Below are 20,439 nucleotides of genomic sequence, written 5' to 3' on the forward strand. Positions count from 1 at the left end.
GTATATACTAGTACTTGATAACCAATTTACCTAACATATTCCCTTGTGAAACACGATTTTGAGCCGCCAAAATTGTTTCAGCAGATAATTCAGTTAATGTCTCAGTCAACGTTGATTTAACAATTTTCTTATCAACTAATGACGACAACAATGCTAAAGCATCCCCTTGACTAGCAACGTTTTTATTGGCATTTGTCTTGGCGAACATAAACTCCCAATCAAGTGAAGCTGCTTTATTTTTAATTAAATCAACTGGAACTGGTTCCATCGACTGAACAATTGCACCGATGTGTCCAAATGTACCAACCAATGCTGCGGCTGATTCAAAATGTTGATCTAACGAATGAAGGACAGCAATATATGGCACTTCTGCATAACCTAAATCTTTAACGACTTGTACATAGTCTTCACGATGATTAACAACCTCATCAGCGCCTAATTCCTTGACCCATTCAATGCTTTCTTCACGTGATGCCGTTGCAATAACGGTCATGCCTAACCATTTAGCTAATTGAATCATCATCGATCCAACACCACCGGCACCATTTATAATCAACAAAGTTTCACCTTTGGCGCCATCTTGCTTCATTTCAATACCAAACTTATCAGATAGCATCTCATAAGCCGTTAAAAATGTTAATGGCAACGCAGCAGCTTCAATGTCAGAAAGTGATTCAGGTGCTAAAGCAATCAAATCTTCACGAACACTTTCATAAGCTGCATTGGCTCCTGTGCGTCCTAATTCACCAGCAAAAAAGATCCGGTCGCCAACGTGATAATCTTTAACAGCATCCCCCACTGTAACAATTTCGCCAACTGCATCAAAACCAAGCACACGTTCTTGCTTCGTTGCAACAGCCCCCTCAAGTTGTTTACCATCAACTGGATTCATTGAAGTAGCCGCTACTTTAACCAATACATCATGATCGCCCACAACTGGTAAAGGAATTTCCTTATCAATTAATGGTGCTTCAGTTTCTGAAGTTGTTACAACTGCTTTCATTAATTCAGTCATCGTTTACTCCTCCTATATAGGTTGACTAATGTCATATTTATTACATCTATCATACTATATAGGTAGAAAAATAGCGATTATGAACAGTTAGGCTGCTCATAATCGCTAATCATCTTAATCTAATTAATCTTGTGAACCTTCTGCTGCTGCAACGCCTTCTTTAAGACCGTTCATTTCAACATGGTGCTCACGGAACTCTTTATCATGAATTGGCAAATGTAAATCATAATTATCAAAAATGGTTAAATCGCCATTTAATTCATTGGCATCAAAACCAAGTACGTGACCACCAAAGGTACGATCATCACTCAAAAAGTGAACGTGCCAACCAGCGGCAACTGTTCCTTGATACAACTCAGGTGAGAAATAACCAATCAAAACACCTGCAACATTGTCCTTCTCAAACTCACGTTGTGTATGAGTGATTTCTGACAATGATGGAAATGGACGTTCAGACTTTGGCGCTGAACGAACTTTCATGTGATTAAAGGTACCACGTAGAACAACACCTGAGAAGGTGTTTTCTAATTGACGTTCATGAATCAATGATTCCATTTCCTTCATGTTACCAGCACTAAATGAAACTTTTTCAGTTGCATCACTAGTATGATGGACAGTTGCAAATGGTACTGTCTTCTCCATATCAGTCACATGATGAATTTGGCCTTCACCGTCCATATAGTAAACATCACCATCAACCATGATCATTTCACCATCAAGACCATCAAAAGTACCAATACCAGCATCACCGTGTTCTTTTAGTTCTGCTAAAGTAGCTGAACCACCTAAAACTTTTCCCATCAAAGCAGCTAATGTACTGTGTTGATATACTGTTGCCATTTTATTTCCTCCTATCTTTTAATAAAAAGCGCCCAGAAATCTGGACGCCTTATTTTTTATTCTGTTTCAATTAATTGTGACATTAATTCGTAGTTATGTGAGTAATCTACTGGAATCTCAACAACTACAGGACCTTCAGTTGCAAATGCTTCATCCATAACCGCATCCAATTGGTCTGGTGTATCCACACGCAAGCCCTTAGCACCAGCTGCCTCAGCAAACTTTACGATATCGATATCAGAGAACTTAACACCTGCTGATTCACCATTGTACTTTACTTCTTCTTGGAACTTAACCATATCATAGTGATAATTATCTTGCCAAACAAGGTGAACCGTATTCAAGTGTAGTTGAACAGCTGTTGCTAATTCAACACCTGAGAAGAAGAAACCACCGTCACCAGAAACTGATACTGACTTTGCATTAGGACGAACCAATGCAGCAGCCATTGCCCATGGCAAACCAACACCTAGTGTTTGCATACCATTTGACATCAAGAAGTGACGAGGAACATATGACTTAAAGTGACGACCTAGCCACAAATAATGTGAACCAATATCTGATGATAGGGTCATGTCATCTGTCATATGTGCTTGCAACGACTTAATGATGCTCAATGGGTGGTTTAAGTCAGCTTGAGCTGGTGTATATGTTGGTTCTTCAGCAGCTCTTAGGGCAGCCTTAAAGTCGACCAACTTGTCATGTGATGCTGCAGGCAATTCATAACCATTGATTTGTTGTTGCAATGCTTGTAACGTATCAGCAATTGTACCAACTAATTGACGCTCAGGCGTAAAATTATTATCAATTTGAACTGCTTGTGTATCAATTGCAACGATACGCAAATCAGCATCCTTGTTCCAGTTACGAGGCTCATATTCAATTGCATCATAACCAACCGTGATAACTAAATCAGATTGTGCTAGTAATTGGTCACCCACTTGATTACGGAAGAAACCAATTCGTCCGAAGAAGGTATCTTCTTCTAACTCACGTGAGATAACACCAGCACCTTGATATGTTTCAACAACTGGCAAAGTGGTTTGTGTCAACAAAGCATGCAAAGCTGCCGTTGTGGCATCATCTGAACCACGTGCACCTACCAAAATTACTGGTAACTTTGCAGACTTAATTTGTTCTGCCAACCAAGCAATATCATCAGTAGCTGCAGCGCCATAGCGAGCAGGCTTAACTGCTGGCAAGGCCGTTGCATTAACTTCAGCTTCATCAACATCTTGTGGTAATGAAACGAATGATGCACCTGGCTTAGGACCATTAGCAGCTGCAATAGCATTAGAAATCAATTCTGAAATATTATTTGGATCTTGAATTTCAACTGAATAGTTAGTAATCGGTGCAAACAACGTTGCAGATGGTGTACTTTGATGTGTTAAACGGTACAAATCTTTACGTTGTACTTGACCACCAATAGCCAAAATTGGGTCATTTTCAGCAGTTGCTGTCATCAACCCTGAAGCCAAATTCCCCACACCTGGTCCAGACGTTACAACAACAACACCAGTTTTTCCAGTGATACGTGAAAATGCTTGTGCCATAAACACGGCATTTTGTTCGTGACGCGTTACGATTAACTTAGGAGCCTTCTCACCGGCCTTAGGGTGATCCAACTTTTCAAACAAACGGTCAATTTTAGCGCCGGGAATACCAAAGGCTAAATCAACACCATGATTGTTTAAACTGTCGACAACTAAGTCAGCACCTGTTTTCTTTTCTTCAGACATGTACTTCTACCTCTTTAAAATAGTATACTCCAACAAACTTCAATATTTTCATTGTAGCGCTTTATAGCTTTCTTTTGTAGGTATAACTGTTACTTATTCAACAATCATATAAACATTGATATCGGTCGATAACTAGCTACATAAACATTTATAACGCTTACAAAAATACAATAATTTTATTTGATATTTACTATATTAAACTACATTAAGCTTATAGCAAAACAAAAAGCGCTAGTCAAATGACTAACGCTTCCCGCATCTGTAAAAACTGGGCATACTGGATTCGAACCAGTGCATGATGGCACCAGAAACCATTGCCTTACCGCTTGGCTAATGCCCAAAAACAACTATTACATCATACAACACTTAGCCGAGCAATTCAAGGTCAATCTCATAAAAAAGTATGGTTTAAACATAATTTCAAATTTATCAATCATTCACTAGTCACGGCCATTAACTATCCATCTGAATCTTATCATCAAAACGTGTCATAAAGTTTAAAATATCCAGCGATCTTTCTTCACCTAACGCTATTAACCAGCCATCGAAGCGATTTTCAATACGTTGGGTTAGCAACACTTCAATTTCTTGGCCACGGTCAGTTAAATGCAGCAACAACCGACGACGATCCATTTCATCCGGCTCCTGCCAAATGTATTTTTTACGTAATAACATTTTTATTTGTCGCGAAACAGCTGCACGGGTTACCTGACGTTTTGCAACAATATCAGTCAGCGTCAAACCATCATGCTGAGCCACATTGTGCATTATCAAATACTGTTCAAAAGATAAATCATATTTTGCAGCTGGTTCTGCTACCGTATCATTCAAATACCGTAATGTTGAAAGATAGGCATTAATATACTTCGTTACGAGCGTCATTGTTTCTCTCCACAATTTTTATCATAAGATTATTCTATCTAAATTGTTTCATTTGCACTGACCACTTTTTTATAAAAAAAGAAACTAGCCAGTTAGACTAGTTTCCAATTTCTACCTATACATTATCTAATAATCATAACCGTTACTGGTGCATTATTTGCAACGTAACTTGATTGTGAACCGAAGTATTTCTCAGTTCCCTTTTGTGAATTTGAACCAATGACAACCATATCTGGCTTAACAACTGGAATAACATCCTTAACGATAACTTCACCTGGCTCACCTTCAGCAATACGAATATCAACATCAGTTAGACCATTGTCCAAAGCTGTCTGACGGTAACGATCTAGTGCGTTACGCACATCTTCCTCTGCAGCCATATTCTTTTCCTTTGAAAAGAAATCAAACACACTTAAGTTTCCATTTTCAAAAATTGAAACAATGGTTAACTTAGCACCATCTTCATGAGCTTGATGAATTGCATTATCTAATGCTAATTGTCCTAATTCTGAATCATCTACTGCTACTAGTATATGCTTAAATTGTTTTCCTGCTGCCATAATTCTTTACTCTCCTCTTATAATCCAGCATACTTACTGCGATTACTTTTAATTTCAAATTCCCCGTATAATTAATGCTCACCCAACATTTAGCAAATAAACCGCAAAACTTGGACCATCACTGATTAGTAACGGATCCTTTACTGATAAAGATAACCTCAGTAAATATGCCTCCTTATTTTTTGGTACACCTAATTATCTTACTAGTTGCGGCAAAAGTAAAGTTGTTAACTTTTCTTCTTTGCATCACATCTCCCTATGCACTAGTGTATTACTTGACAAACCGCATAAAATAATGTAATTTAGAACAGTTGAAAAAAATAGATTATTAACACTGCCTTCTTTCTAACACGGCGGTGTGTAAGGGAGGATATAACTATGGCAGTTCCTGCACGTAAAGTTTCAAAGCATGCAAAGCGCACTCGTCGCGGTGGCCAAGGCGGATTGAAGACGCCAGCTATCCATATGAACGAAAACGGTGTTTACGTACGTAACCACCACGTTGCCGCAGATGGCACTTACAATGGTAAGCAAGTTGTTTCACCTAAGTAAGATCATTTATTAAACTATATTGTACGTATAGTGTTAAATAAACGAATTCAAAAACAGGGAATGGTTAAGCCATTCCCTGTTTTTATTTTGCCTAAGAAGTATGGCTTTATAAGATATAAAAAAGAGGTTCATGCTGAGCATAGACCTCTTTTTGAATTACATTTCTTGAATGAAATCTTCTGGCTTGTATAGTTTAAATACCTTACTAAATAGCCAGTCAACAACGAATCCAGCAATAATTGGAATAACAGCCCAAATAAGAATTGCGGCCATAACACCAATTGTGTTTGTCTGGAATGCCTTATCAGCTGCATCACGTACAACTGATTGAATTGGTGAAACAAAACCGATCCAACCGAATCCGGCAGACGTTGGTGTTCCTTGAACATTCATAAAGCTAATTGGAATAGCAGAAATTGCTCCTGCAACCATGAATGATACTAACGTAATTGGCTTCTTGAATACAGCGGGCATCATACCCTTCATAGCACCAAGGAAGATAGCAACACTAGTACCGGCCTTATTAACCTTGATTGAGTTAATCAATAGCACAACTGTTGTTGCAACAATTCCAACACCAGCAGCGGCAGAACCCATACCTGCTAAACTAATTGCCAAAGCAATTCCAACAGTTGAAACAGGCGTTACGATAATCACCGCAAATGCCATCGCAATGATAATAGTCATTGGTAATGGTTGCAAGTCAGTTGCTAATTCAACCATCTTACCAATCCAAGTTGTTACTTCACCAACATAAGGAGCGATTGACTTACCGATCAAACCAACACCACCACCGACAATGATAGGGCTTAGAATAATTGCTAATGCACCAAAGCCCCAAAGGTATTTAGCAATTAACCAAATAACTAGAACACCTATCGCCGAAACAATCATCGCGTTGATGACATCCCCGGCACCTGAAGCCATATAAATTGTGCTTGGTGCCGTTGTCTTAACATTTGTAATCGGATTTTCAAATCCAGCACCAACGGTTGTCCACTTAATAGATCCGCAGGCAACACCAACCGCAATAGCCATAACCCCAACATCTAATGACTTCATATTAAATTGCATGGCAATTGCCAAACCAATCAATAATGGAATAAATGATGAGAACAAGTTCAAAATTGCACTTAAATCAACTGCCCATCCCATACCACTTTGTACAAATGGACGAATAACATACTTTAGAACTGCTGAAGGCAAAACACCAATCAAAATACCTTGAGCCGATCCAGTTAACACCTTAAAGAAAAAATCCTTAAACTTTAGTTCATAAGAACCATCAAAAACTGCGCTAGCCATAATCTTAGATTACCTTTCTAATGTGGTTTTCCCACATAATCACTGTAATGAAATCCCACAATCATTACATCATAACTAACAAATATTAAATTAATACTTTACTTCGTTGGGTGTTTCTTCACCCTTAATAAATGCCAATGAAGCATTCATTGACTGTGTGACCATTTCATAAACAGCCTTAGTTGTGTAGAACGCCGTGTGTGGTGTAACCAACACGTTTTCACGACTAATTAGGTCAGCAATTTTATCATCTGGGAAGGTTGTATTTGACCAATCTTTGTTGAACAAACCAACTTCGTTCTCGTAAACATCCATTGCTAGACCGAAAATCTTACCTGAGTCCAAACCATCGATAATTGCATCGATATCCATCAAATCACCACGTGACACGTTAATCAAGACAACATCATCCTTCATCTTGCTAATTGCATCAGCATTAATCATGTGGTAATTTTCTGGCAAACTTGGCACATGTAGTGAAATAACATCAGCTTGAGCATACAACTCGTCTAATGTATCAACGTACATACCTTCTGCTTCCAATTCAGCATTACGGTATACATCATAAGCAATAACCTTAGCACCAAAGCCCTTAAGGATATCAATCAAAACACGACCAATATGACCTGTACCAATGATACCAAAAGTTTGCATACGAACTTCACGACCAATTGTTGGTGCCCAACGCAAATCATGATTTTCAATCTTACGATCCAATGGCTTCGTTTGACGTAGCACACGAGCACCTTGAATTGCTGCATGTTCAGCAATTGCATTAGGTGAGTACACAGCTACGTTTGAGATTGAAAAATCAAAACGACGAGCGGTGTCAAAATCAATATTGTCTGTTCCAACATTACGTAGTGACATCTTGTTAATGCCTAATTCGTGTAAGGCAGTCAATGTTTCAGGTGTATAAGCTAATTGTTGATAAACATCAACAGCATCTGCTCCTGCTGCTAACTCTGCCGTTGTTGGATCCAACAACTTGTCTGTGTAGTCAACCTCGACTTCAGGATGGTTTGACATCCATTCACGTAGTGCAGATTGTTCATCTTCTCGAATACCATAAGCAAAAATTTTCATTGTTTTACTTCCTCCAAAGCATTTCTTAACACTTATAATTATAGATACATTTGTGAATTATTCAACATATATACCACTTCAAAACGTTTCATTTTGGGACAAACTACATATGTATCAAGCGACTTAATTCTTAAATCAAAAAATGAAAGCCTTTACATTTAAGTGCAACTATTCACAACGTAGTCACAAATGCGTCAAAAAATGGTCATTGCTATGTCTAATATTATCCATATAATTACCGTCATATCAACTAAAAGAGTGACTTATTTTTTAATGTAAAAAAAATCACCTATTTTGCCGTTTTTCAACGGTTAAACAGGTGATTTTGTCAACATCAAATTTTAATCTAATGTGTCAAAAAATGATAGATTATTCTTTTTCTTTTGCACTAGTCATGATCTTATCAACTAGACCATATGCCAATGACTCCTCAGCATCTAGCCAGTGATCACGCTCAGTATCCTTTTGAACTTCTTCAAATGGACGACCAGTATTATCAGCCAAAATTTGGTTCAACTTCTTACGAGTCTTCAAAATTTCTTCTGCAGCAATCGCAATTTCAGTTTGTTGACCTTGAGCACCACCAGATGGTTGGTGAATCATAAATTGTGAATTAGGCAAAATGAAGCGCTTGCCCTTAGCACCTGAAGATGCAAGAACAGAAGCCATTGATGCTGCTAATCCAATAGTAATCGTTTGAACATCAGCATTAATGAAGTTCATCGTATCATAAATTGCCATTCCAGCATTAACTTCACCACCGGGTGAGTTAATATACATGTAAATATCCTTGTCAGGATCTTGGGCATCCAAGAATAACAATTGGGCAATAATTGCCGTTGCCATTTGTGACTCAATTTCACCATTAACCATAATAATACGGTCAATTAACAAACGTGAAAAAATATCATATGAGCGCTCACCATGTGATGATTGCTCAATAACATATGGAATTGGTGTCATTTTTATAAATTCCTCCTCATATTCAAAGTCAAAACATAATACTATTTTATCATTTCGTCAAGAATGGTCAAACTTTTTATCAAAAAGAATTACTCTCTTTGTAATTCCTTTGGTAATTGACCTGTTTCTCTAATTTCATCAGCCATTTTCGTTAATTTTCGTAAGCGATGATTCACACCGGATTTGGAAATAGCACCGGACGAGACATACTGTCCTAACGCCGATAAGGGTTCTTCCCGATGTTTCAAACGAATTTCAGCAATTTCTTGCAATCTATCGGGTAACCGTCCCAAGCCAACTTCTTCATCTAAAAATAAAATGTCATCAATTTGTTTTTGACTAGCATTAACAGTTTTATCTAAATTAGCATTTTCAGCGTTAACTAAGCGATTAACAGAATTACGCATGTCCCGAATAATCCGGACATCTTCCATTTTAAACATGGCATTCGTTGCCCCAATCACTTTCATCATATCGCCAATCTTTTCAGCTTCTTTTAGATACACAATAAAGCCGGAACGTCGCTCAACGACTTTAGCATTTAAATCAAAACGATTCATTAAATTGGCTAGCTGGTTCGCTTGCTCTTCATACAATGAATAAATTTCTAAATGATAACGACTGGTTTCAGGATTATTAACCGAGCCAGCCGCTAGAAAAGCACCTCTAAGATATGAACGAGCTTTGCCTTCTGGTGCTAACCATTCATCCGGTACAGTTGGTAATAATTCAAAGCCTTCAAAAATATGCAAATCATCCAACAAACCGCTAACACCTTGCGTAATGCGGACTACATACAAATTATTTTTTTTCAGTTTCATCTGACGCCGAACTGAAATTTCAGAAGGCAATCGATAGAATTGTTGTAATAATCCTAAAATTCTACGCGCCGTCGCAGCATTCTCGGTTTGCACATTTAACGTAAAATGTTGGTTGGTTAATCCAAGTGACCCATTCATCCGCATTAATGCAGATAATTCAGCCTTGGCATTTTCTGGATTGCTAATCTCTAAGGTGGTTAATTCCTTCTTAACATCACTTGCAAATGACATTAGTGCCACCTCCTATTAATTTATATCATTTTGTTGATATTCAACGATCTGCATAATTAATTGGGCAACCGCATCGCCATCATGAAATGCCCCATCATCTCGTAGAGCTAACAAATCACCAGTAACTGGTTCAGCCCCTTGCGACCGTACTGCTTCCGGATCAGAATCAACTTGCAAAGAAATCTCATTCCAACGTTGCCAATCAATATAATCTTCTGGCACCTTACCAGTATTCATAATAACCGCATCAACGACTTTTTCACCAACATGTTCGTTAATAGCCTGAACATGATCAGCATCCGTAAAATTATCTGTCTCACCTTTTTGGGTCATGATGTTAGCAATATAGACAATTTTTGCCCGTGTCGCTCTTAAAGCATCCGCAACATTCGTCACCATCAGATTAGGCAAAATACTTGTAAATAAACTACCTGGTCCCAATACAACAACATCAGCTTCCAAAATTGCATTAACGACCTTTTTTGAAGCTTGTACTTCATGCGTTAATGGATCAACCTGCGGTGTTACCCAGATATGATCAATCACTTTATGTGCTGCCGTAATTTCTGCTTCACCCGCTAATTGGGTGCCATCGGTAAATTCAGCATGCAAAACCAATGGCTCATTCGCAACAGGATAAACATGACCTCTAACCTGCATTATCTTAGCCAATAATTGAATACCATCAAAAATATCATGCTCTTTTTCCGCCATTGCTGCGATAATCAAATTACCTAATGAATGATGCGCAAACATCTCGTCCTCAGGTTTAAAACGATATTGGAAAATATCAATCAAACTATCAGGTAGCTCAGACAAAGTCGCCATGACATTTCGAATATCACCAGGTGGGACCATCTTTAAATAATCTCGCAAGGTTCCAGAAGAACCACCATCATCAGCAACCGTGATAATTGCCGTTAAATCGTTATCATAATTTTTTAGCCCGTTTAAAACAACCGGTTGACCAGAACCACCACCAATAACAACAATTTTAGGAGTTCGCTTCACACTATATTTTTCGGTCATGATCGGTTACTACTCTCCTTTCGTCGTTCAATGTCACGATGGTGTTCCTTAACAATCCAATCAGCATTCAAATCTTCACTTAACCGGTGCGCAAAAGCAACTGATCGATGCTGTCCACCAGTACAACCAAAGGCAATCGTCAAATTACTTTTACCTTCAGCTTTGTACTTTGGTAGCAACCACTTAATTTGTTCGCTAATTCGTTGATAAAACTCCTCAGCATCATCAGTCTGCCAAACATAATCAGAAACTGGCTCACTTAGTCCAGTCTTATTACGTAATTCTTCGACATAATATGGATTAGCTAAGAAACGCACATCCAACAACATGTCGGCATCTAAAGGCACCCCGTATTTAAAGCCAAAACTCATGACCTGCACTGTAAATGTATTAGCTCGATCTGACTTTGACCCAAAATGTTGTTGAATATAATTACGCAATTGACGTGGTGCATAATCATCAGTATGAATGACTTCACTTGCCAATGCGTGGATACCAGCTAATTTTTTTCGTTCCAATTGGATACCGTATAAAGTGCCACCCTCATCAGCTAATGGATGTGAACGACGCGTTTCTTTATAACGTGCAACTAATTCACCGTCAGCTGCATCGATATAAATAATTTTCATATCAAATTTATCATGAGAATTTTCTTTTAGTTCATGAACTTCATTGTCTAAATCATCAAAGAAGCTTTGTGAACGCAAATCAATCATCACAGCAGCACGCTGAATATTTTCTTCATCAGAAATCATTTGCCAAAACTTGGGCAACATTGCTGGAGGCAAATTTTGCACTGTAAAATAGCCCAGGTCTTCAAATGCTTGAATAGCAACTGTTTTACCTGCACCACTCATACCAGTGACAATAATTAATTCCTTTTTGTCCATCTGGATAACCTCCTATTTTATATTCTTGACCATTATAGCATTTTTAAGACACACCCGGATACGTTAGCAATAAGAAAAAAAGATTGGGACGAAACCGTCTCAATCCCTTGCTTAATGCTTATTTTTTCGTTGTCTGACGTGTTGCCTCATGTAAAGCTTTTAGCGCACGCTTACGAGTTTTAATATTTGGACTCTTCATTTTACGACGAGCTGATGCAACATCCATTTTTTCTGCCATGACCGTTACCTCTCAATCTAATTTACTTACTAAATATAAGTATAATTAATTTACGATTGAAATGCAAGTTATCTACTAGCCCGCTCACGATCACGTGCCATAATTGGTCCTAAATACTGTCCTGTATACGATTCAGGCGTATCAGCAATGGCTTCTGGCGTACCAGCAGCAATCACGTAGCCACCACCTTCACCACCTTCAGGACCCATATCAATCAACCAATCAGCGGTTTTAATGACATCCAAATTATGTTCAATAACTAAGACCGTATTGCCATTGTCAACTAACCGTTGGAGCACTGCCAATAAACGTGAAATATCCGCAACGTGCAAACCAGTTGTTGGTTCATCAAGAATATAAACAGTCTTACCAGTTGATCGACGTTGTAATTCAGATGCTAACTTCATTCGTTGAGCTTCACCACCAGATAAGGTTGTAGCTGCCTGGCCTAATTTAACATAACCCAAACCAACATCAACCATCGTTTGTAATTTACGACGAATCTTAGGAATTGCTGCAAAGAAATCAACTGCTTGTTCCGCTGTCAAATCCAAGACATCAGCGATTGTGTGACCACGGTAAGTGACTTCAAGCGTTTCTGAATTATAACGCGTACCACCACAGACCTCACAAGTGACATAGACATCAGGTAAGAAGTTCATCTCAATCTTGATGACACCGTCACCCTTACATGCCTCACAACGACCACCTTTGGTATTAAATGAGAAACGACCCTTTTTATAACCACGTAATTTGGCTTCATTAGTTTGGGCAAACAAATCACGTATATCATCAAACACACCCGTATAAGTTGCTGGATTAGAACGTGGTGTCCGACCAATTGGGCTCTGATTGATATCAACAATTTTATCAATATTTTCGTAGCCCGTTAGTTTACGATATTTTCCAGGTTTTTCTGAATTACGATTAATTTTCATTTTTAGTGCGCGTTTCAAAATACTGTTAACTAATGTTGATTTACCTGATCCAGATACACCAGTAACCACGATGAATTTGCCTAATGGAAAATCAACTTTAATATCTTTTAGATTATTTTCAGCCGCACCCGTGACCGTTAATTTTTTGCCGTTTCCTTTACGACGTGAAGTTGGCACTGGAATGAATTTCTTTCCGGCCAAATATTGACCTGTTAAAGAATTTTCATTAGCTGCAATTTCATCAGGCGTTCCAACAGCCATGATTTCGCCACCGTGTTCACCAGCACCTGGACCCACATCAACAATATAGTCCGCTGCCCGCATAGTGTCCTCATCATGTTCAACAACGACTAAGGTATTACCTAAATCACGCATTTCATCTAATGACTTAATCAAACGGGCATTATCACGTTGGTGCAATCCGATTGATGGTTCATCTAACACGTACATCACACCTGACAAATTCGAACCAATCTGGGTTGCCAAACGAATTCGTTGTGCCTCACCACCAGACAAAGTTCGTGCTGAACGAGACAATGTTAAATACTCCAAACCAACATTCTTCAAGAAACGAAGCCGATCTTTAATTTCTTTCACAATTGGTGCAGCCACTTCTTGATCTTGTTGACCAAAACTTAGTTGCTCAAAATAAGCTAGTTCTTTGGCAACAGATTGTTCTGAAATCTGACCAATATTTAAATCACCAACTTTAACTGAAAGCGCACCTTCATTTAAACGATAACCATGACAAGCGGTACACGTTAACTCATTCATGTAACTACGCATTTGTTCACGCGTAAAGTCAGAATTTGATTCACGATAACGACGGTCAATGTTATTCATAACACCTTCGAAATTAACATCAACGTCACGCACACCACCAAAATCATTTTCATAATGGAAATGGAAAGTCTTTTCATCATCACCATATAAAACCAAGTTCTTCTGGTCCTCAGTCAAATCTTCAAATGGGACATCCATCGGTACATCAAAGGCTTCAGCGAATTGACGTAGCATCTCCGGATAATAAGATGATGAAATCGGATTCCAAGCATCAATTGCCCCTTCAGCCAATGTTTTACTTTGATCAGGAACTACCAAATCAAGATCGACTTCCAACGTGATACCAAGACCACCACACACTGGACAAGCACCCAAGGGCGCATTAAAAGAAAATAGTTGTGGTTCTAATTTACCGACCGCAAACTTCTTCAAAGGACCGGTATAATGATCTGAATAAGTAAACTGATCACCACGAATAACATCGACAGTTACTAAACCATCAGCAAGTTGCATTGCTGATTCAAATGATTCAAATAACCGTGTACGCGCATTATCACGCAAAATAATACGATCAACCACGATATCAATATCGTGATACTTATTTTTATTTAATTCAACATCATCAGTAACTTCATACATTTCACCATCAACAATAAAGCGCACGAAACCTTCTTTTTTAATTCGTTCAAAAGCTGTTGCATGTGAGCCACGCTTGTGCCGAATAATAGGCGCCAAAATTTGCATCCGGCTACCTTCTGGCAAACGTTCACTTAAATCATTCAACATCTGGTCAATTGACTTTTTAACAATCGTCCCGTCTGCTGCAGCATCGGGTTTACCAACACGAGCAAACAATAGTCGATAATAATCATTAATTTCAGTCACTGTTCCCACTGTTGAACGGGGATTCTTTGACGTTGTCTTTTGGTCAATCGAAATCGCTGGGCTCAACCCATCGATTGCATCGACGTCAGGTTTATCCATTTGTCCTAAAAATTGGCGGGCATATGATGATAAACTTTCAACGTAGCGTCTTTGTCCTTCAGCATATAAAGTATCAAATGCTAATGAACTTTTCCCTGATCCTGACAAACCTGTCATCACAACAAATTTATCACGTGGAATGGCAACATCTACGTTTTTTAAATTATGTGCACGAGCACCATGAATTTTTATCCAATCACTGACCATAACGTCTCCTTTGCTCTACTAAACTACCTATATTATACCGCTTTTAGCAAGTTCTTTATTAATTAAAACTTAATATAATAACGCACTGTTAATTTTAACAAAATTTAAATTACTTTTTTACTCTAATTTTAAATAATTATCCACCAACTATTATATTTTCACGTATAATAGACATTAATATTACTAATTGGAGGTCGTCAACTCATGAATCACAAGGCTGCCAAAGCATGGTCTTTGCGCTGGATTGCACAACATATTGCATCATTTATTCTACTAATTGGTGCCGTGTTAGCTGCAGCCGCTGCTTTAACGGCATTAGTTATCGGAGTTGAAGAAGTGATTGCGCTTATCTTTGCTCAGCGCCCAATCAATACTTACACAAATAGTTACGGTAATGCTTGGACCACAGTTGCTTGGCATTTCGTTATTGTCTTTTCACTAGTTACCTTTTGGTCAGCTATTGATACCTTCATCCCTGAAAATGACGAAGAATAAATACTAAAGGACGTTTACGAGTTAATTGTAAACGTCCTTTTTCTTGACAGATTAGAAAAATTTCGGTGTGTCCGTCTTATGATTCATTTCTGGCACCATTTGTATCGATAACATGGCTGGTGTCGCAAAATTATTACCAGCCAACAAAGCCTGACCGGTTTGCGCATGAACGACTTGTTGTTCATATCCTGCTAACACTGGCAATTGCGCCAACTCACTTGCCGTATTTAATTGATGCACTAAATAATGACCAAATTGACCCAACAAACTTGGTGCAATATCCAACGGACTTTGCGTTGTCAACATTAAGAACAAACCAAGTTTTCGTCCTTCACGAGCAATTCTAAAAATACCATTATGATCGTCAGTTAACAAATAACGATGTGCTTCATCAATTAGTAATGTCACTGGGACACTGTGCTTTAACTGTTGTTTCTCATGCAACAATGCGGTCGTCAATAACGAGACTAAGACTTTTCCCAAATCCAAATTATCAGCAAACAATGAACAATCAATCACCAAAATTTTATGATCAGTGCGATGACTTGCAAACAATCGTAATAAATACATCACATCAGTTTGCATGTCAGTTGTCTGCGGCTTCTTTTCCGCTGATATTGGCATATGGAATAATTGCTGAAAACGTTGTTGATTCATCAATCGTTTAATGCGACGAATTAATGGCAAACATGCTTTAAAACTTTCATCATCAATTGTTTGGCCTATTAAATCAAAATCATCAACTGGCACTGCATATTCCTGCCGCAATTGTTCTGGTAACAAAGCTAGATCAACTGGTTGCGGAAAGTGATACAGTTGTTGCATATCATGCTCAAAATCTTGCCAAGAGCGATTTACTTTTTGATAAACTCCTGGCTCACCAACAATATTTTTTTGCAATTTCAGACTGGTTAAAGCATCTGATAATTTTTCCTGAATATCTGGATTAGTAACACCAAATATTAGATTTAAATCATCCCCAGTCAATTGTTCATAATCAATGTAGGCATTATAACCCAGCTTAGCCACAACCGCGTGAGGTAAATGCGCATATTCGCCAGTAGGATCAATAATCATCGTCGTCTGATTAGCAGCCATTAAGCCATGTAAGATTGTCATTGCACTCGTTGATTTACCGCTACCTGTTGCGCCTAAAATCAACAAATGCTGTTGCAATAAATCATCAGCTGAAACGGTCAACGATTTCGATAATGGTATTGATATCATATTTTCCCTACCTTTTCTACATTAAACGAATAAAATCCCAAAGTACATTGATTAACCATACACCTGCTGTCGCAATAAACCACCACTTTATTTTGGTTCTTTTACCAAATAAAGTCAGTGCAAATAACACGGTGATTACCAAATGGTACCAAATAACATGTGGTGTAAATACATCAAATAGTGAATAAATGCCTAACAAAATCATCATCACACTAAATGCAATTAATACGGCGTTACTAAAAATCTGTGTCTTCTTCACGTTATTAACTCCTATAATAAAATTACTATTTCTATGTTACCTTTTGTAAACTAATAATGCGATAGAAATCGCTTGCAAATTTATAATTTAAATGCGAAAGTAGTCTTAGATTAATAAGGAGGATGTATTTTATGTCAATTCCAGAAATCACATTAAATGATGGTCACAAATTACCAGCTTTAGGTTTAGGAACTTATCAATTAAAAGGTGGTTCAGGATTACAACAAGTCCTAGCCGCTATCAAGAGTGGTTATCGTCTTATCGATTCTGCAACGAACTATGATAATGAGGGAATTGTTGGTAAAGCAATCCGCAAGTCAGGAGTCCCACGTTCAGAATTTTTCATTACTTCAAAATTACCAGGTAAGTATCATGATTACGAAAGTGCTCGTGATGCTATCCAAGAATCATTAGCTCGTATGGGCTTAGAATACTTTGATCTATTCATCATTCACTGGCCTTTGCCAAAGCGTGGTCTATATGTCGAAGCTTGGCAAGCCCTTGTTGATGCACAAAAGCAAGGCCTTATTCGTTCAATCGGTGTCTCAAACTTCGAACCTGAGCACCTTGATCGCATTATCGAAAAAACTGGTGTTACACCTGCTGTTAACCAAATCGAAATTCACCCATACTGGGTACAAGAAGAAAACATTCTAGAAAATCTACGTCGTGGTGTTAAAGTAGAAGCATGGAGTCCACTAGGTCGTGGTAGTTCTGCATTAAAGGAACCCGTCGTTGAGGAAATCGCTAATAAGTACGGCAAGTCAACGAGTCAAATTATTACCCGTTGGCACATTGACCGCGGTATCATTCCTGTTTTACGTTCATCAAATCCAGCTCACCAACGTGAAAATCTTGATGTCTTTGATTTTGAATTAACAAACAGCGAAATCGCCGCCATCAATGATCTAAACCGCCCCGACGGTCGTATCGATAGCCAAGACCCAAACGAATATGAGGAGTTTGAGTAAAGAAGAGCTGATAATCAACCGTTTTGACGTCATAAACAGAACACAGATAAACCCCATAGGTGCAACAAACGCATCTGTGGGGTTTTCTCTGTCTATATTATTTTGCCATTAATTCACGCACCCGAGCTTGTAGAACTGGCACAATATCTGCTTCAAACCACGGATTCTTACGTAACCAAATATTATTTCGTGGTGATGGATGCACAATTGGTAAATATTTCGGTCCAAAGTCTTGATAACGTTTAATAACTGATGTCATCGTTTCAGACTTTTTAATCGGTAAATAGAATTTTTGTGCATACGAACCAACTAAAATAATTAAAGATACTTTCGGCATCAACGCCAATAAACGAGGATGCCATTTTTCAGCAAAGCCTTTACGTGGTGGTAGATCACCACTCTTCCCTTTACCGGGAAAATAAAAGTCTAATGGTAAGTTACCAATCTTGCCACTATGATAAAATTCATCTGCCGTAACGCCCATCCATTCACGTAAACGGTCACCACTTTTATCATTAAAAGGAATTCCAGTTTGTTCTACCTTAGCACCAGGTGCTTGACCAACAATGAGGATACGAACATCTGGACCAATTTGGTAAACAGGTTCAATATTTTGTGCCGTGTATTGACTATTTTGTTCGTCAGCCATAATAGCTTGTTTGATGTCCGAATCATCCATGATTATCCTTCTTCTGGCATAATACCTAGTACAATTGCACTGTAGCCACCCATTTTAATACGGTGACCATTAACTTTCACATCACCGACTTTTTGCAGCGTTTCGCCAGTTTGTACCAAACTAAAGCGCTCTGCCTTTGGACTAATGTTAGCCAAAACTGTCAAAACTTGCTGACCTAAGCGACGTTGATAACCAACAATATTGTTCGGTAATGAACGCATTGGTTGGAAATCACCATCAACAATAACTGGCTCCCAATCTTCATTATGATGAAGAGCACCCAAAGTTTGGTAATACTTCAAAACTGAAGCATCATCCTTTTCTTCAGCTGCAACATTAATACCTTCACGATTATTTCCCATCTCTAACCATGGTTCTGCATCAGAGAAGCCGCCATATTGCGTGTTATCCCATTGCATTGGTGTACGAGCATTATCACGTGACTTGTGGTTAACGGCTTCTAGTGCTTCTTCAGGTGTGTATCCATCTTGCAAGGCTGTATTATAGTTGTTAATTGATGAAACATCATTAAACTCATCAATGCTCTGACGCTCGAAGTTCTTCATACCAATTTCTTGACCTTGATAAACGAAAGGTACGCCAGGTAAGAAGTAATACATTGTTCCCAATGCCTTGGCTGCTTGTGGAGTCTGGTATTGTGTATCAGGCACTAACTTTGATAATACACGTGGTTGATCGTGGTTTTCCAATACATTAGCAAGGGCCCCATCAGCTTGTGATGTTGTCTCTTGTGCATCAAATAATGCATTACGCAAATCTAATGGCGTCCAGTCAGCACGACCTCGGTACCACTCATCCCCATTGATAACATCAATATTCATGTAAGAGAAATCAAAGACCATTGAGAAGTAACCATCTGGTCCAACGAATGCTGGCAACTCACTGTCAGCTAGGCCGTATGCTTCACCAACTGTAATCGCATCATACTTATCAAAAGTTTCTTCTTTTAGTTCAGTCAAGAATTCATTAATTCCAGGACGATTACGACCCTTCTTAACAACTGATGCTAAACCATCAACATCATCTGCTGGAATGCTTGCCCAATCCAAATCCTTCTTAATATGCGTAATGGCATCAACACGGAAACCGGCAACGCCCATTTCAAGCCACCAATTAATCATGTCATAAATAGCGCGACGTAATTTAGGATTCTCCCAATTCAAATCAGGTTGTTGCTTAGCAAACGTGTGGAAGTAGTATGTGCCTTCTTCACCAGGTACTTCTTCCCAAGTTGAACCACCAAAGATACTACGCCAATTATTCGGCTTCTCACCGTTATTTGTTTTCTTGAAAATATAATAATCACGGTATGGACTATCAGGATTAGCTAATGCATCTTTAAACCAAGCATGTTGGTCAGATGTATGGTTAACAACCAAATCCATAATAATTTTAATATCACGCTTATTGGCTTCTGCAAGTAATTGCTTAAAGTCATCTAACGTACCAAATTGTGGATCAATTGCTTGATAATCAGAAATATCATAACCCATATCAACCATTGGTGATTGATAAATTGGTGAAATCCAAATCATGGTAACCCCAAGGCTTTTAATATAATCTAAACGACTAATGATTCCTTGGATGTCTCCAATACCATCGTTATTGCTATCTTGAAATGATCTTGGATAAACTTGATAAACGACTTCATTTTTCCACCATTTTGTTGTCATATTATAATTCCCCCATTATAAAATCCTACGATGTGCTTCTTGCCATCT

At 38.4% G+C, this 20,439-nt stretch carries 20 protein-coding genes and 1 tRNA gene; 3 read left to right on the forward strand and 18 right to left on the reverse strand.

The features are described from left to right. Positions 1-7: 7 nt before the first annotated feature. From ACSYSF_RS06610 to ACSYSF_RS06635, 6 genes are all read right to left on the reverse strand, one after another. On the reverse strand, positions 8-1,015 hold the full coding sequence (locus ACSYSF_RS06610; RefSeq protein WP_489867239.1) for a zinc-binding alcohol dehydrogenase family protein: 1,008 nt from the start codon (positions 1,013-1,015) through the stop codon (positions 8-10). 123 nt (positions 1,016-1,138) lie between these two features. Then, the gene (gene budA, locus ACSYSF_RS06615; protein ID WP_489867240.1) at positions 1,139-1,855 is read right to left on the reverse strand and encodes an acetolactate decarboxylase; all 717 of its coding nucleotides are present in this window, start codon (positions 1,853-1,855) and stop codon (positions 1,139-1,141) included. A 56-nt stretch (positions 1,856-1,911) separates the two neighbouring features. Beyond that, complete coding sequence (gene alsS / locus ACSYSF_RS06620; RefSeq protein WP_489867241.1) at positions 1,912-3,597, reverse strand: acetolactate synthase AlsS; 1,686 nt, start codon at positions 3,595-3,597, stop codon at positions 1,912-1,914. 268 nt (positions 3,598-3,865) lie between these two features. Continuing rightward, positions 3,866-3,937: transfer RNA gene (locus ACSYSF_RS06625), tRNA-Gln, on the reverse strand. Positions 3,938-4,050: 113 nt separating this feature from the next. Continuing rightward, a complete protein-coding gene (locus tag ACSYSF_RS06630; protein WP_489867242.1) occupies positions 4,051-4,479 on the reverse strand; it encodes a MarR family transcriptional regulator in 429 nt (142 codons plus the stop codon). A 122-nt stretch (positions 4,480-4,601) separates the two neighbouring features. Further along, the gene (locus tag ACSYSF_RS06635; protein WP_489867243.1) at positions 4,602-5,039 is read right to left on the reverse strand and encodes a universal stress protein; all 438 of its coding nucleotides are present in this window, start codon (positions 5,037-5,039) and stop codon (positions 4,602-4,604) included. 378 nt (positions 5,040-5,417) lie between these two features. On the opposite strand from ACSYSF_RS06635, the gene rpmF reads away from it, so the two are divergent. Next, positions 5,418-5,591 carry a 50S ribosomal protein L32 gene (gene rpmF, locus ACSYSF_RS06640; RefSeq protein ID WP_002827844.1) on the forward strand — a complete coding sequence of 58 codons (174 nt, stop codon included), beginning with the start codon at positions 5,418-5,420 and terminating at the stop codon, positions 5,589-5,591. A gap of 156 nt (positions 5,592-5,747) precedes the next feature. Here rpmF and ACSYSF_RS06645 read toward each other — a convergent pair whose 3' ends face one another. The 8 genes from ACSYSF_RS06645 to uvrA form a co-directional block, all read right to left on the reverse strand. Continuing rightward, entirely contained in the window at positions 5,748-6,896 is a 1,149-nt protein-coding gene (locus ACSYSF_RS06645) for a PTS sugar transporter subunit IIC (protein ID WP_489867244.1), read from the reverse strand. A 90-nt stretch (positions 6,897-6,986) separates the two neighbouring features. After that, positions 6,987-7,982: a D-2-hydroxyacid dehydrogenase gene (locus ACSYSF_RS06650; RefSeq protein ID WP_489867245.1), complete on the reverse strand. Its 996-nt coding sequence runs from the start codon at positions 7,980-7,982 to the stop codon at positions 6,987-6,989. A gap of 369 nt (positions 7,983-8,351) precedes the next feature. Then, positions 8,352-8,945, reverse strand: coding sequence for an ATP-dependent Clp protease proteolytic subunit (locus ACSYSF_RS06655; protein WP_489867246.1), 594 nt, complete (start codon positions 8,943-8,945; stop codon positions 8,352-8,354). 89 nt (positions 8,946-9,034) lie between these two features. After that, positions 9,035-9,997: a DNA-binding protein WhiA gene (gene whiA, locus ACSYSF_RS06660; protein WP_489867247.1), complete on the reverse strand. Its 963-nt coding sequence runs from the start codon at positions 9,995-9,997 to the stop codon at positions 9,035-9,037. A 15-nt stretch (positions 9,998-10,012) separates the two neighbouring features. Continuing rightward, positions 10,013-11,026: a gluconeogenesis factor YvcK family protein gene (locus tag ACSYSF_RS06665; protein ID WP_489867248.1), complete on the reverse strand. Its 1,014-nt coding sequence runs from the start codon at positions 11,024-11,026 to the stop codon at positions 10,013-10,015. Continuing rightward, positions 11,023-11,916, reverse strand: coding sequence for an RNase adapter RapZ (gene rapZ / locus ACSYSF_RS06670; protein ID WP_489867249.1), 894 nt, complete (start codon positions 11,914-11,916; stop codon positions 11,023-11,025). The genes ACSYSF_RS06665 and rapZ overlap by 4 nt, the downstream gene beginning before the upstream one ends. Positions 11,917-12,034: 118 nt before the next feature. Then, on the reverse strand, positions 12,035-12,154 hold the full coding sequence (locus ACSYSF_RS06675; protein WP_489867250.1) for a putative metal homeostasis protein: 120 nt from the start codon (positions 12,152-12,154) through the stop codon (positions 12,035-12,037). Positions 12,155-12,222: 68 nt separating this feature from the next. Continuing rightward, positions 12,223-15,066, reverse strand: a complete 2,844-nt coding sequence (gene uvrA, locus ACSYSF_RS06680) for an excinuclease ABC subunit UvrA (protein ID WP_489867251.1) — start codon at positions 15,064-15,066, stop codon at positions 12,223-12,225. Between the two features lie 204 nt (positions 15,067-15,270). Between uvrA and ACSYSF_RS06685 the strand changes: the two genes are divergently transcribed. Continuing rightward, entirely contained in the window at positions 15,271-15,561 is a 291-nt protein-coding gene (locus ACSYSF_RS06685; protein ID WP_489867252.1) for a hypothetical protein, read from the forward strand. A 51-nt stretch (positions 15,562-15,612) separates the two neighbouring features. Here ACSYSF_RS06685 and ACSYSF_RS06690 read toward each other — a convergent pair whose 3' ends face one another. Then, entirely contained in the window at positions 15,613-16,788 is a 1,176-nt protein-coding gene (locus tag ACSYSF_RS06690) for an ATP-binding protein (protein ID WP_489867253.1), read from the reverse strand. A gap of 16 nt (positions 16,789-16,804) precedes the next feature. After that, positions 16,805-17,047 (reverse strand): hypothetical protein, encoded by a 243-nt coding sequence (locus ACSYSF_RS06695; RefSeq protein ID WP_489867254.1) that lies wholly within the window; start codon positions 17,045-17,047, stop codon positions 16,805-16,807. 131 nt (positions 17,048-17,178) lie between these two features. Here ACSYSF_RS06695 and ACSYSF_RS06700 point away from each other — a divergent pair, with 131 nt between their 5' ends. Then, positions 17,179-18,018, forward strand: coding sequence for an aldo/keto reductase (locus tag ACSYSF_RS06700; protein WP_489867255.1), 840 nt, complete (start codon positions 17,179-17,181; stop codon positions 18,016-18,018). Between the two features lie 97 nt (positions 18,019-18,115). On the opposite strand, the gene ACSYSF_RS06705 is transcribed toward ACSYSF_RS06700, so the two are convergent. Both ACSYSF_RS06705 and ACSYSF_RS06710 read right to left on the reverse strand, forming a co-directional pair. After that, positions 18,116-18,697: a uracil-DNA glycosylase family protein gene (locus tag ACSYSF_RS06705; RefSeq protein WP_489867256.1), complete on the reverse strand. Its 582-nt coding sequence runs from the start codon at positions 18,695-18,697 to the stop codon at positions 18,116-18,118. 2 nt (positions 18,698-18,699) lie between these two features. After that, complete coding sequence (locus ACSYSF_RS06710; protein WP_489867257.1) at positions 18,700-20,391, reverse strand: alpha-glucosidase; 1,692 nt, start codon at positions 20,389-20,391, stop codon at positions 18,700-18,702. Positions 20,392-20,439: the final 48 nt, after the last annotated feature.

This window comes from Weissella sp. ESL1139, from assembly GCF_058506735.1.